Consider the following 16,867-nt stretch of genomic DNA (forward strand, 5'->3'; position numbering starts at 1 on the left):
ACGTCATCGGAACTGATCCAGCCCACACGTCAGGGGTCACGTGCAGATTGCGAAGACGACCGTCCCGCCGGTTTTGTCGGACCCCGTCGCTAACCTCCCGCCATCGACTTCGTGAACGACTCGCAGGAGGAAACCGTGAGCTGGCTCGACGCCGCGTCCGGTTACCAGGTGCGGCTCGGGGAGAACGGTCGCGTCCAGTGCCGCAACGGCAAGGGAAAGACACTCTCCTCGGTGCCCGCGTCCATCAAGGACGATCCCCAGGTGGTGCAGCTCAGACAACTCGCCGAGTGGCTGTCGCGCCACGACGAGGAGTGCCGGTCCGCAGTGGACGGCTGGATGGTCCGGTCGCTGCCGGTGCCCACGGCCGTGCTCATCGAGGTGTGGGCGGACGAGGCGTGGGCGTCCGCGCTGCGCGACCTCGTCGTCACCGCCGACGGCGAGACCGGCTTCCTGCGGGACGTCGACGCCGAACGCGGCCTGGGCGTGGTCACCCTCGACGGCGAGACCCTGCGGGTCAAGCCCGAGACGGTGGACATCCCGCACCCGGTGCTGCTGGCGGACCTGGAGGAGCTGCGCGAGTTCGGCGCCGAACTGGGCGTCGAGCAGAAGGTGCAGCAGCTCTTCCGGCAGACCTTCGTCAAGCCCGACAGCTTCCCGAAGGGCCGCACCTCGGTCGCCGACTTCTCGAACGGCAAGTTCGAGCAGCTCAACCACGCGACGGGTCGCTGCCGCACGCTGGGCTACCCGGTGCGCGGCGGCGACGCGGTCTACGCCGCGTTCGAGGGCGGCCGGATCGTCGAGGCCCGGTTCTGGATCGGCTCGGACTACCCCGAGGGCGAGACCTGGACCGGCGACCTGAACTGGACGCTGGAGGACGGAACCACCGTGCCCCTTGCCGACGTCGGACCGGTCGCGTGGTCGGAAGGCATGCGCATGGCGGCCTCGATCCACGCGGGCCGCGTCGTCGAGGAAGCGAAGGTCGAGTCGTGAGCCGCAAGAAGGACCAGACCTCGGCGCTGCTCTCGGTCGGCGCGATCCTGCCCGGCACGCGGAGCAAGGGCGACGACCGCGACACGCTCACCGCGCGCCGCTACACCCACCCCGGCCTCGGCGAGCGCGCCGTCGTCCGGCTGGTGCCCGCCACCCTCGGCCAGGCCGAGGACCTCACCTGCGAGTTCCTCGGCTTCGGCACGCCCGAGCGGACGCCGTCGGTGGGCACCGCGCGCCGCGTCGCCCTGGGCTTCCCGGCGTGGGCGCTGGTCAACGACCCGGCCAACGCCCACCACGCGCTCAACCTCGTCAAGGAGGTCGAACGCCTGGCGCGCACCGCGAAATCACGCGCCGGTGCGGCCAAGGACGGGTTCACCCAGCTCGGCACCATGCTGGGCCGGTCCGCGCCGCACTTCCTGCCCACGTTCTACGAGCAGGCCGGGCGCATCTTCATCGAGCACAACAACCACACCTACGCCGCGTCCATGTTCGGCAAGGCGCGCGAGGCCGAAGAGGTGCACGACCTCGACGTCGATCCGCAGCGACTGCGCGAGGTCTTCCTGGAGTTCGCCTTCGCGGGCGCGTTGACGGCCAAGGCGCTGTCCGCCCAGTCGAAGGGCCTGACCCGCCGGCACGACCCGGACGACGCGTACGAGCTGTTCTTCACGCTGTGCGTGGAGCGCACGCGCGGCGGCCTGCCCCCGTACACCGGCATGCCCGAGGACCTGCGCCGCCTGGCCAAGGTCGCCAAGCGCGACCTCAAGGCCGAGGACGAGCGCGTCCTGCGCGCCGTGCTCGACAGCTCCGCGATCAGCCGTGCGGGCGCCGGGTTCTGGAAGTCCTACCGGGACTCGCTGATCGGCCTGGCCAAGCGCGACGCGGGGATCCGTGCGCTGCTGCTGACCTTCGTGCCGAACTCGGCGTCGTTGACCGACCAGTGGCTGGAGATCCTGGAGTCCGGCGGTTCGACGGCCGTGCTCGTCGCGGACGAGGCCGTCGAGGGCGCGCCCGTGCCCGCCGAGTGGTTGTCGTCGCTGCTGAACGTCCGCATGGCGTCCTGGCACGGCACGCCCCGGTCCGAGGCACTGCTCGACCTCGTCGACCGGATGGCACCCAGGCTGGTCGCCGACGACGTGCCCGTGCGCGTCCTGCGCCGCTGGTGGCAGGGCGAACTGGACCTGCTCGACCTGTTCGCCCTGCGCGGCGTGCCGATCGCCGAGTCCAAGACGAAGGACGTCCGGCTCAACGTCGAGGCGTGGCTGGAGGACGAGCGGCCCGGCCGCCGCGACCTCGTCGCCCTCGCGGCGCACCCGGACCTGGGCCGGGCGCTGGGTACCGGGCTCGTCATCTACCTGCGCAACCACCAGGTCAACGGCATCGCCGACCCGGAGCGCCTGGCGCCCGCCGTGGACGTGCCCGGCCTGCGCACCGCGTTGCGCGACTGGATCACCGCGCACGTGGACGAGGCCGTGACCCTGGCGTTGCCGGGGCTGGACAAGCACATGGACGTGTGGCGTCCGTTGCGGCTGCCCGCCGCGTTCGCCGACGTGCCGGAGGCGGCGGACAAGCTCGCCGCGGTCGACGTCGGCGCCGCGCTGCACCACACGCTGCGCACCGGTCTGGTCGACGAACTCGGCTGGCCGGCGCTGGACGAGGCGGTCGAGAAGCTCGAAGCCGACAACCAGCCCGGCAAGGAACGCGTGACCGTGGTCGGCGAGGGCTGGCCGGCGCTGGTGGTCCGCCGGGGCGACACGCTCGTCGTCGCCGGTCCGGACGGCATCCTGGCCGAGCACGTCGTCCGCATCCCGCCCGCGCGGCGGCACAGCTGGTCGTTCCTGCCCTACGGCCGGTGGTTCGACGGCACGCTGCTGGTGCGCTGGCGCAACCAGGACGGCGAGGACGAGGCGTACTGGAGCGACGCCCCGGACACGATCTTCCACCCGTCCGACGAGACCAACTACTACGGCGGGCCGGACGTCTCGCCGTCGATCCTGCTGCCGGACGGCTCCCGGTTCAACGGCCGCCGCGCGGTGCGACCCGGCGACACCGGCGTCCGGCTCGGCCGGGCGGTGCGCGGCGACGGCACCTCGCTGTGGGCGCTGACCAGGATCGACTGGAAGACCCGCTGGGTCGAGGTCGACCCGGCGACCGGCGAGTCCGGCCGGCAGAGCCTGCCGCGCTTCGTCGAGGAGTTCGCGGCCGACGGCACCACCCTCGACCTGGACGCGAGCGATCTGCGGCCGGCCGTGGCCGCGACCGCCGCCTCGCCGCTCGGTCTCGCCGACGGCCTGCACGGCTGGCGCGTGCGCCAACAGGCGGACGAATCGTGGCTGGGCGAGGGCGTCGACGGTCGGCGGGCGACCGCCGGGCCGGGCAACGACGTCCCGGTGGGCGTGCTGACCCTGCCCGGCTCGGAGCTGGTCCTGACCCGGGAGAACGACACGTACTCGCTGCGGGACCGCGCGGGCGTGGTCCTGGGCACCGTGTCCCCGATGGACCTGCGGACCACCTACGCGGCCGGCACGCCGCTCGTGGCGCCGTTCCGCTGGTGGCACCTGCTCCGGCCGCGCGACGAGGCCGGGTCCGCGGCGCTGCGCGCCCTGTCCCGGGAGACCGTGGACGAGTTGCTGGAGGTCGCCGTCGCCGAGAACTCACGGGTGCGGACCGCCGAGGTCGACCCGGTGGCGGAGAAGGCTTTCCGGGACCGCGTCGCCGCCCTGCTGCCGGCCGTGACCGACGCGCGACTGCTCGCGGGCGTCGTCGAGGTGGTGCGGCGGGCGGGCAGCCTGCTGTGGGGCTACCGCGAGTTCGGCGTGACCGCCGAGCAGGCGCGTGCCGTCGACCTGTCCTCGATGTCGGTCGCGGCGCACGACGTGACCACGACCGACCTGAGCGACGCCGTGGGCTGGTTCAACACCACCATCGTGCGGGAGAGCCGCGGCACGACGCGCACCGCCGTGCCCGAACTGCTCGCCGCGCTCACCGAGGCGGTGGCGAACCCCGTGGCGGGCCCGTTGCCGGACTCGCTGACGGCGTACTGGTACCCGGCGGTGCCGGTCGTCGAGTCGCTGGCCCACCGGGCGGTGTCGCCGTTGGTGCCCGACCGCCACCGGGACGCGTTGCTGCTCCTGCTGCGGTCGCTGGCCGACAGCGCGCTGTTCGCCGGCACCGGCAAGTGGCGCACGGTCACCGTGGTCGTGCCCGAGAACACGCCGAGCCCCCGCAACCGCGTGACGCCGGTCGGGGACGGCTTCCTCGCACTGCTCAACGAGCAGTGGCTCGACGGCAGGTCCACCCAGTACCACGGTCTCCAGTACTCGGTCGCCGGCACGTTCGAGCTGCCCGCGAAGTGGACGGCGTCGACGGAGAGCCGGTTCGCCGAGCACGTCGACCGCGCGTGGCTGACGAGGCTGCTCGACACGTACGAGGAGCGCGGTCCGGTGCCGTGGCACCCCGGTGCGGTCGAGGCACTGGCGGAACCGACCGGCATGACCGGTCCGGAGGCCGCGATCGTGCTCGCCGGCATGCCGGGCGTCGAGCGGTGGGACGCGGTCTACATGACGACCGAGCACCGCCGCCTGATCGGCCTGTCGCAGGCCGAGGCCAAGGCCGGGCGCCAGCGGCTCAAGCCGTTGAGCGACGACCTGCGGCGTCACCTGCTGGCCGCCGCGGTCCCGTCCGACCCGGCCGACCTGTGGACGTCGGGTCCGGACGTGGCCTCGCTGGCCGCGATGTGGAACGAGTTCATCGGGCAGCGGCTGCGCGTCCCGGACGAGATCGCCGTCGAGGCGTCCAAGGTGCTGCCGATGCGCGACTCGGCCGACTACCTCGTCGGCGTGCTCGACCCGGAGAACACGCACTGGCTGACGTCCGACCGCGACATGTTCCTGGGCGAACGGGGTCTGGAGAGCCGCAACAACGGGTTCGGCTCGGCGAACCTGCTGGCCGTGCCGCAGGTCCTGCTGTGGCTGGCCCACCGGCTGCCGGGCGGCTCGCCGCTGCGCGCGGCCCTGCCGAGGGCGCTGGAACTGGCCCGGCAGCGGGTCGCGGACCCGGGCTTCGCCCTGGAGCTGGGCCGCTGGGAGCACTGGGATTCGCTGCGCGGCGCGCTCGACGCCGAGCCGCCGGCGGACGGCACGCAGACCGCGGTGCGCGACTGGCTGATCGTCGAGCGGCGGGTCGACAACTACTGCACGGTGGTCGTGCGACCGGGCCTGGTCGGTCCGGGCGACCGGGAGCTGCTGGTGGCGGTCATGTCCGTGACGTCCTCCACCCGGTTGCTCGGGGCACTCGACCTGGTCGCCGCGCCCGGCACGGAGAGCGCCTGCGCCGCGTCGCTGCCCGAGGGCGCGGACCCGGAGTCCTACTTCCAGGACCCGACCGTGTCCGCGCCGCACCTGGTCGGCGAGGTCGCGGCGAAGACGGGCCTGTCCGAGGACGCGGCGGTGCTGTACCTGCAACTGCTGGCGATGCCCGACCCCACCGACGCCAACGTGGCGCGGTGGACCGGGTGGAAGCCGGCCCGCCTGCGCGCGGCGCGGGAAGCGCTCGCCGCGACCGACCTGGTGCTGACGGCGAAGCGGGCGCGGGCGGGGCGCACCCTGTTCCTGCCCGGCGGCTGGGAGGCGTTGAGCACCCCGCACCTGCCGCTGGAGTCGTGGAAGTTGCCGTTCTACTCGTTGGCCCAGGACCGCCACTGGACGGTGATCACCCCGCGCGAGCCGGCGGGGGAGCTGTTCGCCCGCGCCTGGCAGCGCGTGGTGGACGGCGACGCCCCCGCGTACGAGGAACTGCGGACGGGCCGTCGTCGATGACCCGTCGTACCACCCGCCCCGGCCGCACCACGCGGCCGGGGCGGGCGCCCCGCGCCAGTGTCCACAGTGGAATGATCGGGTCGATACGCGCCGGTTCGCGCGTCCCGTCGCGGACGACCTCCGGCCGGAGCCGCACGGGGATTCCCGACCGCCGCGGGCGGGCCGCCGGGCCGACGTGCCCGAGCACGACTGCCGACCACGACACCCCTACGACGCTCTGCCCCGAAACCGGAGGACGACGGTGACCGTCACCGCACCCAGGCAGGTTGATCCCGCCGAGGACGCCCACAGCGAGGAGCTGGCCTTCCTCGCGGCCTACGACGACGGGCCGCGCCCGCCCGGCTGGCGGCTCACGCCCCGCGCGGTCGTGACCTTCGTCGTCGGCAGCGGCGGCGACACGCTCGCCCTGCCCAAGGGCCGCAAGGCCGCCGGCGCCCCGGCCCGCCTGGAGATCAAGGCCAAGTTCGTCGGCGAACGCGCCCTGGTCGAGCGGGCCGTCGTCACGCTCGCGGGCGAGCGCGGCCTGCTGCTGGTCGGCGAGCCCGGCACGGCCAAGTCGATGCTCTCCGAACTGCTCGCCGCCGCCGTGTCCGGCAGCAGCCAGCTCGTCGTGCAGGGCACCGCGGGCACGACCGAGGACCAGCTCCGCTACGGCTGGAACTACGCGCTGCTGCTGGCCGAAGGCCCGAGCCCGCGCGCGCTGGTGCCCTCGCCCGTGCTGACCGCGATGCGCGGCGGCGGCGTGGTGCGCGTCGAGGAGGTCACCCGCTGCCTGCCCGAGGTGCAGGACGCGCTGGTGTCGATCCTGTCCGACCGGCGCATCGCCGTCCCCGAGCTGTCCGGCACGGCCGACTCGACGGTGCACGCCGCCCCCGGCTTCACCGTGATCGCCACGGCCAACCTGCGCGACCGGGGCGTGTCGGAGATGTCGGCCGCGCTCAAGCGCCGTTTCAACTTCGAGGCCGTCGGCCCGATCGGCGACCTCGCGGCCGAGACCGAGCTGGTCCGCCGCCAGGCCACGGCCGCGCTCGCCCGCGTCGAAGCCGAGTTCTCCGTGGACGCGGTGGTGCTCGAAGCCCTGGTCACCGCGTTCCGCGACCTGCGCTCGGGCGTCTCGCAGGAGGGCTGGTCGGTCGAGCGGCCGTCGACGGTGATGAGCACCGCCGAGGCCGTGGCCGTGGCGACCTCACTGGGTCTGTCCGACGCGTACTTCCCGGGCGACCGCGACACGCTCTCGCTGCTGCCCGGCCACCTGCTCGGCGTCGTGCGCAAGGACGACCCGGCGGACGCGGCGCGGCTGCTCGGGTACTGGGACGGTCCGGTGCGGCGCCGGGCCGAGTCGGGTGCCCGCACGTGGCGACGGCTGTGGGAACTCCGTGACGTCCTCGACGCCTGACGCGGACGCGGTGGTCGACCGGCTCGCCGACCACCGCGCGCCCTACCTGATCGGTGTGCGGCACCACTCGCCCGCGCTCGCCGCGGCGGTGCCCGAGCTGCTGGCCGCCGCCGATCCCGAGGTGCTGCTGATCGAACTGCCCGAGGAACTGGGCACCTGGCTGCCGCACCTGGCCGACCCGGAACTGGTCGCACCCGTCGCGCTGTCCGGCGCGCACCGCGACGGCGGCGGGCTCGCGTTCTACCCGTTCGCGGACTTCTCGCCGGAGCTGGCGGCCGTGCGGTGGGCGTTCGCCCACGGCGTCGAGGTGCGGCCGTGCGACCTGCCGATCGCCGCACGCGGCGACGGCTACGCCGGCGGCGGACGGTCGGGCACGCCGATGGCCGACGCGTTGCGCAAGGCCATCACCGGCCGCGACGACGAGGACCTGTGGGACCGGCTGGTCGAGGCCACCGCGCCCGGCCAGAGCGCCGAGGCCGTGCGCCGGGCGGCGCTGCTGGTCGGCTGGGCGCTGCGCCGGGACGCGGCCGGACCCGAGGGGACCGGCGTCGACCCGTACGACCTGCGCCGCGAGGCGTGGATGCGGCGGGCGATCGCCGAGGTCGGCGACAAGCGCTGCGCGGCCGTGATCGGTTCGTTCCACGCGTCGGCGCTCACGGCGGGCGAGCGAGCCGGCGAGGTCGACCGGTCCGGTCCGGAACCGGTCACGGCCCTGGTGCCGTACGGGTTCGCGCTGCTCGACGAGCGATCCGGCTACCCGGCCGGCATCCGCGACCCCGAGTGGCAGCAGGCCGTGTTCGAGGCGGCGGGCGATCCGCACGCCGTGGAGGCCGCCGCCGCGAGCGTGATCGTGCGGATCAGCGCCCGCATCCGCGAACTGGGCCACCCGGCCGGTCCGGGCGAGGCCCGCGAGGCGTTGCGGCTCGCGGTCGACCTGGCCCGGCTGCGCGGGCTGCCCGCACCCGGTCGCGGCGAGGTCGTCGAAGCCGTGCAGACCGTGCTGACCCACGCCGAACCGCTGGGCCGGGGCCGGGTCGTCGCGCGGGCGGCCGGCGACGTGCTGATCGGCCGCCGGTCGGGCGCGCTCGCGCCCGGCACCCCGCGTTCGGGCCTCGCGCCCGGCGTGGAGGACCTGCTGGCCGCGCTGCGCCTGCCCGGACCGGGCGCCAAGGAACCGGTCCAGCTCCGACTCGACCCGTTGCGGTCGCCGCTGGACACCCGGCGCGAGGTGGCGTTGCGGCAGTTGGCCGTGCTCGGCGTCCCGTACGCGGAGGAGACGGCCACGACCGGCGTCGGCGGCGGTGAGGCGTTGAGCACGCGGTGGACCGCGACGTGGACGCCGTCGACCGCCGCGACCCTGCCCGTGGCCGGCCTGTGGGGGCCGACGCTGCCGTTGGCCGCGCACGGCCGCCTGCGGGCGCGGCGGGCGGAACGCGAACGCGCCGGCGGCACCACGGCCGCCGAGCTACTCGGCGACCTCGACGCCGCCGCCAGGTGCGCGTTGCCGGAACTGGTCGACGACCTGCTCGGTGACGCGGCGAAGGCGCTGCCGTCCTCGGCCACGCTGCCGGAACTGCTGACCGCGCTCGGCCTGCTCGACCGGCTGCGCGCCGGTCACGTGCCCGGCCTGTCCGGCGACGTGCTCGACGGCCATCCGCTGCTGGTCGGCGACCTGGAGACCACCGCCGTCACCCAGCTCGAAGGGCTCACCGGGTCCGACGAGCCGGACGACGCGCGGGCGTTGGTCGAACTCGGCCAGCGGCACGACGCGAACGGCACCGGCGTGCGACTCGCGGCGACGTTGCGGCGCCTGGCCGACGAGGGCGTGCCGCTGATCGCGGGTGCCGCCGGAGCGGCCCGGGTGCTGCTGGACCTGGTGGCGCCCCAGGTGCTCGGCGAGCGCATCTCGTCCTGGGTGGACGGTGCCACGACGCCCGAGCGGCGGACCGTGCTCAAGCGCGGCCTGACGGGCGTGCTCGTGGCCGCCGGTCCGCTGCTGGAGACGCCCGAGGCGCTCGAACCGCTGCTGGAGCGAGTGGAAGTGTTGGGGGACAAGGACTTCCTCGTCCGCCTGCCCGCGTTGCGCGGGGCGTTCACCTCGATCGGTCCGGCCGCGCGGGCGCGCATGCTGGAGGTCGTGGAGCAGCGCACGGGCGACCGGGTCGACCAGGCGGACGCGCCGGACCCGGAGCTGCTCGCCGTGCTGGTGGAGGCGGAACGGGCGGCGGTCGCCTTCGCGACGGCGCACGGCCTCGTGTCGGCACCCGAGGTGCCCGCCGGTTCCGTGCCCGACGCCGAAGAGTCCGCGGAGAAGTCCACTGTGGACGCCTCTCGTGAGCTGTCGGCGATCCTGCGGTGGCGCCTGGTGCTGGGCCGCCGGGACGACCGACCGCAGGGCGGTGCGCGGTACGCCGCCGCGCTCGACGAGCTGTACGGGCACGACCGGGGCGAGGGCGCGACGGAGGCCGAGCTGGGCGCCGGTCGCGAGACGCCGTTCCCGGACGTGCGCGAGTGGTCGGACGAACTGCGTGCCCTGTTCGGCGACCGGGTCCGGGAAGAGGTCCTGGCCGCCGCCGCCGAAGGCGGCCGGATCGAGGCCGCGCTGGAGATCGACCCGACGTCCGTGCGGCCGTCGATGGACCTGCTGCGCACCGTGCTGTCGTTGGCGGGCGGGCTGTCCGAGTCGACGCTGGCCCGGCTGCGCCCGCTGGTGGCCCGGCTCGTGCGCGAGCTGACCGAGCAGTTGGCCAACCGCGTCCGCCCGGCGCTGACCGGCATCCAGTTGCCGATCCCGACCCGGCGGCCGGGCGGCAAGCTCGACCTGCCGCGCACCCTGCGGGCCAACCTCGCCACGGCGCGGCGCACCGAGGACGGCGGCGTGCTGGTCGTCCCGGAACGCCCGATCTTCCGCACGCGTGGGCGCAGGTCCAGCGACTGGCGGCTGATCCTCGTCGTCGACGTGTCCGGCTCGATGGAGGCGTCGACGGTGTGGGCGGCGCTGACCGCGTCGGTGTTCGCGGGCGTGCCCGCGCTGTCGACGAACTTCCTCGCGTTCTCCACGGAGGTCGTCGACCTGACCAACCGGATCTCCGATCCGCTGTCGCTGCTGCTGGAGGTCCGGGTCGGCGGCGGCACGCACATCGCGGGCGCGCTGCGGCACGCCCGGTCGATGGTGACCGTGCCGGAACGGACGATGGTGGTGCTGATCAGCGACTTCGAGGAGGGCGGCCCGGTGGGCGCCCTGGTCGGCCAGGTGCGCGAGCTGGTGACCTCCGGCGTGACCGTGCTGGGCTGCGCGAGCCTGGACGACACGGGCAAGGCCCGGTACTCGGTGTCGACGGCGAGCGCGCTGGTGGCGGCGGGCATGCCGGTCGCCGCGCTCAGCCCGCAGGAACTGGCCCGCTGGGTGGGGGAGAAGGTGCGCTCATGACAGTGCCTCCCGTGGCACCGGCGGTGGTGGCCGACGTCCTCGACGCCCTGCCACCCCGCCTGCGCAAACGCGTGGACGCGTCGCTGGACAAGGTCGCCTCGTGGACCGTGGCGACCGAGTCCGGCGCGGCCCGTGCGGAACTCGACGCGGACACCGTGCTGACGTGGACGTTGCACGACGGCGTCCTCACGTCGGCGGACGACCTGGTCTGCGGCTGCCTGCTCGCGCCCAAGTGCCTGCACCGGGGCATCGCGGTCGCCGCGGCGGACGTGTCGGACGCCGTGGTCACGGCGGACGAACCGGTCGAGGCGGTCGTAGCGGAACCCGAGGTCCGCGTGGAGGTCCGCGAGGACGAACGCGCGGCGGCCGGGGAACTGTGGGACGCGTGCTCGACCGTGCTGCGCTCCGGCGCGAGCGGCAGCGGCGTGGTGGTGCGGGCGGAGTTGCTCCGTGCTGTGCACGTCGCACGGGTCGCCGGACTGCACCGGGCCGCCGCGACGGGCCTGCGGGTGGCGTCCGCGTTGAACGCCGCGCGGACCGGTGCGTCCACGTTCGACCGCCGGGTGCTGACGGCCGACCTGGTCGACCTGATGCTGTTGTGCCACGACCTGCGCACGGGTACCGGGGACACGGCCGTGCTGCGCGGAACGGCCCGTCGCGAGTACACGCCGATCGGGTCGCTGCGGCTGTACGGGCTGTGCACCGAGGCGGTGGTGGCGTCGTCCGGCTACGCGGGCGTGGTCACGCACCTGGTGGACGACAGCGGCGTGCTGTGGACCGTGCCGTCGATCATGCCGGGTGGCCCGGAGCTGGTGGTGGCGGCGGCGAGCGGGCCGGTGGCCGTCGGTGAGTCCGGGCTGTCCCAACGGGCACTGGGCCGCGGTGGTCTGCTGCTGTCGGGTGGCACCGGTTCGCCGGATCGCCGGCTCGGCGCGGGCAAGGCCGTCCGGGCGGTGTCGGCGTCCGGGGCGGACTGGACCTCGCCTCCGCTCGCGGGTCTGTGGGAGACCCCGTTGGCGGACCAGGTGGCGCGGGCGTTCGCCGCCGCCGGGCAGCCGGAAAGTCACCGTCCGTCGGGAGATTCGCTGCTGTTCCTGGAGGGGACGGTGCTCGGCGCGGCCGGGCCCGCGGTGCGGTTGGCCGTGGGCGAGGGGCAGTTGGACCTGGTGGGCGCGGGGGAGCGGACGAGGGCCAACCTCAAGGTGCTGGCCGGGGCGACCGGCCGGGTCCTGCGGTTCGTGGCGCGGATCCTGCCGGAGCGGCCGGGCACGGCGGTGGCGTTGGCCGTCGCCGGGGACCTCGTGCTGCCCGCCGACCTGCGGCACCACGTCGACCTGGGGCTGGACGTGCTCCAACGGTCCCACGCGCCGGGTGACGGCGACGTGGAGTTGCCCGAGCCGGTGGCGGTGGGCGAACGGGTGCCCGCCGCGTTGCGGCCGTTGGACAACGTCCTGCACCGCGTGACGTTGGGCGGCCGGGCGGTGGCGGCGGTGGCGTCCACGGGTCGTGACGTCGCGGTGCTGGCCGGGCACGGGTTGACCGGCACGGCCGCCGTGCTGGCGGACCTGACCACGACGTCGCGGGATCGGCAGCGCGACGCGTTCGGCCGGGTGGTCCGGGACGCGGGCGACTCGTTCCCGATGGCCTGGCTGCGCGCGGGCGTGCACGTGCGCGAGTTCGGGCAGGCCGTCGCGCAACGGGCCTGGTTGGCCGCCGCGCAGTGAGCGGGGACGCCCCGGCTCCGGCCGGGGCGCCCCGTTCCCGGTTGGCGTCCGCCGCCATCCCGTGCACTGTGGGGCCATGGGGTTCGTGGTTCCGCGAGCGGTGGTGGCGCGGTGTCGTGACGCCGCCGAGGCGGCTTGGGTCGAGGCGTTGCCGGTGCTCGCCGAAGAGCTGTTCGGCCGGTGGCGGGTGGCGGTGGACGGGCCGGCCCGGTACGGCATGGCGGGGGTGGTCGTGCCCGTCGTCGGTGCCGACGGGGTGCCGGCCGCCGTGAAGTTCCAGCGACCCTCTCCCGAGAGCGCGGACGTCGTGGCCGGTCTGCGTGCCTGGCGTGGGGAGGGGATCGTGCGGTTGCTCGATCACGACCCCGACAGCGGGACGCTGCTCCTGGAACGCCTGGACGCCGACCGTCCGCTGTCGGTGGTGTCCGAGGACGAATCGCTCGAAGTCCTCGTCGGGCTCTCGCGGCGCCTGTGGGCGGTCCGCGCGCCCGAAGGCGTCCGGCGACTGGAGGACATCGCCCGGGACATGATCGCCCAAGTGCCCGGGGCGGTGCCGGGGTTGCGCGATCCGCTCGAACGGCGGCTCGTCGAATACTGCGCGGCCAGGGTCGCCGAGTTGGTCGACGACGCGGGCGACCGGCTGCTGCACTGGGATCTGCACTGCGACAACGTGCTCGCCGCCGAGCGCGAGCCGTGGGCGGCGATCGACCCGGAACCGCTGGCGGGCGATCCCGGGTTCGACCTGATGCCGATGCTGGACGGGCGGTGGGACGAGGTCGTGGCCGGCGGTGCCGCGGTCGCGGTCGTGCGTCGGCGGTTCGACGTGCTCACCGAGGGGCTCGACCGGGAGCGGGCGGCGGGGTGGACCTGTGGCCGGCTGCTCCAGAACGCCCTGTGGGAGGTCGAGGACGGTCGAGGCGCCCTCGCCCCCGAACAGCGCGTGGTCGCCGACGCGTTGATCAGCGCTGCGGCCACATCGAGTAGATGAGGTTGTCCTCGTCGGAGCAGACCACCTGCGCGAGTTGGCCCTCGGACGCCTGGTTGCACGCCAGCGGGCCCAGGGCCAGCGGCGGGCGGCCGAACAGCGGGTCGGGCCGCAGCGTGTAGTAGTCGAACAGGATCGCCTCGGCCTGGTCGCAGGTCAGCCGGCCCGCCGGGGTCTCCACGACCACCGCGGACATGTCCCGGCCCAGGGCGCCTTTGAAGGTCCGTTCGCAGTACTGGGCCGGTGCGCCCTCGTCCACCAGGGCGGGCGGGTCGAACGTCGCGGTGGTCTCGGTGGTCTTGGCTTCGGTCGTCGGTGCGACGTCCTCGGTGGTGGCGGTCTTGGCGGATGTCGGCGCGGCGGTGGTTGTCGTCGTGCCGCCGCCACCGGTGACCGTGACGGTACAGCCGGTGACCAGGGCGGACAGCAGCACGAGCAGGGCGACGGGTCTCATGGCGAGATTCTCACCCGACGCCTCCCACGTCCGGTCCACCACTCCGGCGGCCGTCCGGGCGAGTCCTTCACAGTCCTCTGTGGACTGTGATAACGCGCCGCCGAGCGCCGTCGATGCGCGGGTCGAGGAGGTGCGCCGTGGTCACGAAGCTCCGTGCTCGGCTCCACCCGTTCGACCTGCTGCCGCTCGTCGTCCCGCTGCTGTACGCCGTGCTGCTCGGCGGCCTCGTCGGCGTGGCACCGGGCCTGACCGACCAGACCATCCACAAGATCTACACGTCGGCCTTCGAGATCGACCAGGTCGACATCGACTGCGTCTCCGCGGGCACCCTGCGCGTGTGCGACACCGAGGTCGCCGGCCGGACCCTGCACATCGAGGTCGACACGGAGATCGTCCTCGTCGGCCCCTGCCACGCGAGTTACGCCGGTGAGCAGCTCGCGTGCGCGAAGCAGTCGCAGTACGGGCAGTCCTCGCCCACGGTGATCGTGACGGGCCTGCTCGGGTTCCTGTCCGAGGACGACATCGCCGCCATGCGCGACCGCGTCCCGTGGTGGCACCCGCTCGTCGAGGACTGGGAGTCCGCGCTCCTGCCCGTGCCGCTCGCCCTGGCGGCGCTGGTCTTCCTGATCGCCCTGTTCGAGCCGTCCCACGGTGGCCGACGGCTCCTGCCGCCGGCGGGACTCGTCGCCGTGGTGGCGATCGGGGTGTGGTTCGTGACGGCCGCGATCGCCGTGTTCGCGGTCCCCGCCGATCGGCCGAACCCCGTTGCCTGGGTGCCGATGCTGGCGGTCCACGTGGGCAGCATCGTCGCCGCCACCTACCTGGCCTGGGCGTTCGCCGAGTTCGGCCCGCGCCCCGGCGTGCTCAACCGGATCTGGTACGTCGCGGTGATCACCCTGACCACGGGGTTCCTCGCTTCGGCGGGGCTGCTGTACGTCGCGGTGTTCAGCGGGTTCCCGGACTGATCCGGGACGGCTCATGCGTTGCGCTGCGACACCGGCCCTGTCGTCGGTAGGCTGCGCGCGGTGAACGGTTCAGGGGGCGAGGCAGTGCGCAACGAGATGCCCGGCGTGGCGCACAACGTGGTTCAGGCCGGTGTGGTCCACGGCGACTTCCACCTGCACGGCCCGAGCCGGCCCCAACCGCGCCAGCTCCCCAACCCCGTCGACGAGTTGATCAACCAGGTGCGCGTGCTGGCCGAACTCGGCCGGGGCGCGGACGACCGGCCGGCCCTGGACGAACCGCTGGTGAAGGTCGTCGTCGGGCCGCGCGGCAGTGGCAAGACCGCGGTGGCCACGCACTGGATGCGCAGCCGCGACGCCGATTTCGTCGACGGCACCCTCTACGCGAACCTCGGCGCGTGGACCGACCACCAGGTGGCCCCACGCGAGGTCCTCGGCGAGTTCCTGGTGGCGCTCGGCGTCGCCCGCGCCGACCTGCCCGGCGACCTGGAGGGCCGGGCCGCGGAGTTCCGGTCGCGCACGCACGGCCGTGCGGTCGGCGTGCTGCTCGACGACGTGGTCTCGGCGGCGCAGGTGCGGGCCCTGCTGCCCGGTGCCGGACGCTCGGTCGTCGTCGCGACCGGTCACGGTGCGTTCGGAACGCTGGCGCGTGGACGCACCACGTTGATCGACGTCGACCCGCTCGAGGACGACATGGCGCCGACGCTGCTGCGCCGGTTCGCGGGCGACCGCGTCGATGCCGACCCGGCCGCCACCGCACGGCTGCTGGCGCTGTGCGAGGGACTGCCGGTGGCGCTGTGCCTGGTCGGCGGGATGCTCGCCGAGCGGCCGGACCTGACCGTGGCCGAGCTGCTGACCGAACTGGCGGACAGCCCGCTCACCTCGGTCGCCGTCGGCGACGACCCGACGCTGGCCGCCCTGTTCGACCTGACCTGGGCACGCCTGTCCCCGGTGGCCCGTGAGGTGTACCGGGCGCTGGGCGCGCACCCCACCGGTGACGTGCCCGTCGCCGCGCTGCGCGGCGTGCTGCCCGAAGCCGGTCTCGCCGCCGCGATCCGTGAACTCGGCACCCTGCGCGTGGTCGACAAGCCCGTGCCCGACCGCCTCCAGGTGCACGCCCTCATCCGTGAGCACGCGGCGAGTCGTGGTGGGCACGTGAGGTTCGTCGACTGGTACCTGACCGGGGTGGTCACCGCCGACGACGCCCTGATGCCCCGCCGGCCGTGGCGCCGTCGGCTGTTCCCGGACCTGTGTCCCGATCCCGCCCACCCGGCGGCCGGTACCGGTGCGCGGCGGTGGCTGGAGGCGGAACGCGTCAACCTGCGTGCGGCCGTCGCCGACGCCCACCGGCGGGGACTGCACGCCCAGACCGCCGCGTTCTGCCTGGTGCTGTGGTCGCTGCACGAGCCCGGCAAGTTCTACGACGACCTGCTCGCCATCGCACCCCTGGGCCTGGAATCGGCCCGGCAGCTCGCGGACCCCGTCGTCGAGTCGGTGCTCCTGACCCAGACCGGGTTCGCGCACCTGCACCTCGGCGCACCGGACGCCGCCGCCGACGCGTGCCGCCGTGCGGTGGCCGTCGCCGCCGGGGAACCGGAGGCCGAGGCCACCGCGCTGGAAGGGTGGGGACTGGCCGAACTGGACCTCGGGAACGTCGAGGCCGCGCGTGACGCGCTGCGCCGCAACCTCGCCCTGGCGGAACGCATCGCCGACCCCAGGCGCCACGCGCTGGCCCGCTTCCACCTCGCCAAGGCCGAACCGCCCGAGGTCGCGCTGGGGCTGCTCGCCGAGGCGCTGACGACGTTCCGGGACTCGGCCGACGCGCGCAACGTCGCCAAGGCGACCCTGTGGCAGGGCCGCAAGACCGCCGAGCTGGGACGCGCCGACGAGGCCGCCGTGCTGCTGCGCGAAGCCGAGACCCTGGCCGCCGACTGGCCTTTCGACCGCGCCCAGGCGGTCGAGGCGCGGGGCGTCCTGGACCCGGCCGAGTACGCGCGGGCGCACGCGCTTTACGTCGAGCACGGCTTCGTCCGGCACGCGGCGGCTGTGGGGCGTTTGCTCTAGGTGGTGCCTCTTCGGCGTCGTGCGCGTTCGGCAGCACGCGGCCTGGAA

Annotated in this window: 9 protein-coding genes; 8 read left to right on the forward strand and 1 reads right to left on the reverse strand. The window is 74.4% G+C overall.

Features of this window, described 5'->3' with window-relative positions:
• The first annotated feature begins 135 nt into the window (after positions 1–135).
• The 6 genes from F4559_RS12575 (at position 136) to F4559_RS12600 (ending at position 13,342) form a co-directional block, all read left to right on the forward strand.
• The gene (locus tag F4559_RS12575; protein ID WP_184668600.1) at positions 136–990 is read left to right on the forward strand and encodes a DUF4132 domain-containing protein; all 855 of its coding nucleotides are present in this window, start codon (positions 136–138) and stop codon (positions 988–990) included.
• Positions 987–5,804 (forward strand): NACHT domain-containing protein, encoded by a 4,818-nt coding sequence (locus tag F4559_RS12580; RefSeq protein WP_184668602.1) that lies wholly within the window; start codon positions 987–989, stop codon positions 5,802–5,804. Before F4559_RS12575 ends, F4559_RS12580 begins: the two co-directional genes overlap by 4 nt.
• Before the next feature lie 241 nt (positions 5,805–6,045).
• Entirely contained in the window at positions 6,046–7,200 is a 1,155-nt protein-coding gene (locus F4559_RS12585; RefSeq protein WP_184668605.1) for an ATP-binding protein, read from the forward strand.
• Entirely contained in the window at positions 7,181–10,630 is a 3,450-nt protein-coding gene (locus F4559_RS12590) for a DUF5682 family protein (protein ID WP_184668607.1), read from the forward strand. Before F4559_RS12585 ends, F4559_RS12590 begins: the two co-directional genes overlap by 20 nt.
• Positions 10,627–12,354 (forward strand): hypothetical protein, encoded by a 1,728-nt coding sequence (locus F4559_RS12595; protein WP_184668609.1) that lies wholly within the window; start codon positions 10,627–10,629, stop codon positions 12,352–12,354. The genes F4559_RS12590 and F4559_RS12595 overlap by 4 nt, the downstream gene beginning before the upstream one ends.
• Before the next feature lie 76 nt (positions 12,355–12,430).
• On the forward strand, positions 12,431–13,342 hold the full coding sequence (locus F4559_RS12600) for an aminoglycoside phosphotransferase family protein (RefSeq protein ID WP_184668611.1): 912 nt from the start codon (positions 12,431–12,433) through the stop codon (positions 13,340–13,342).
• On the opposite strand, the gene F4559_RS12605 is transcribed toward F4559_RS12600, so the two are convergent.
• Positions 13,314–13,793, reverse strand: a complete 480-nt coding sequence (locus tag F4559_RS12605) for a hypothetical protein (RefSeq protein ID WP_184668612.1) — start codon at positions 13,791–13,793, stop codon at positions 13,314–13,316. The two genes, F4559_RS12600 and F4559_RS12605, sit on opposite strands and share 29 nt — an antisense overlap.
• Before the next feature lie 137 nt (positions 13,794–13,930).
• On the opposite strand from F4559_RS12605, the gene F4559_RS12610 reads away from it, so the two are divergent.
• Both F4559_RS12610 and F4559_RS12615 read left to right on the forward strand, forming a co-directional pair.
• Positions 13,931–14,758 (forward strand): hypothetical protein, encoded by an 828-nt coding sequence (locus F4559_RS12610; protein WP_184668613.1) that lies wholly within the window; start codon positions 13,931–13,933, stop codon positions 14,756–14,758.
• Between the two features lie 60 nt (positions 14,759–14,818).
• A complete protein-coding gene (locus tag F4559_RS12615; protein ID WP_184668614.1) occupies positions 14,819–16,819 on the forward strand; it encodes an NB-ARC domain-containing protein in 2,001 nt (666 codons plus the stop codon).
• Positions 16,820–16,867: the final 48 nt, after the last annotated feature.

This window comes from Saccharothrix violaceirubra, from assembly GCF_014203755.1.
GTDB classification, from domain to species: Bacteria; Actinomycetota; Actinomycetes; order Mycobacteriales; family Pseudonocardiaceae; genus Actinosynnema; species Actinosynnema violaceirubrum.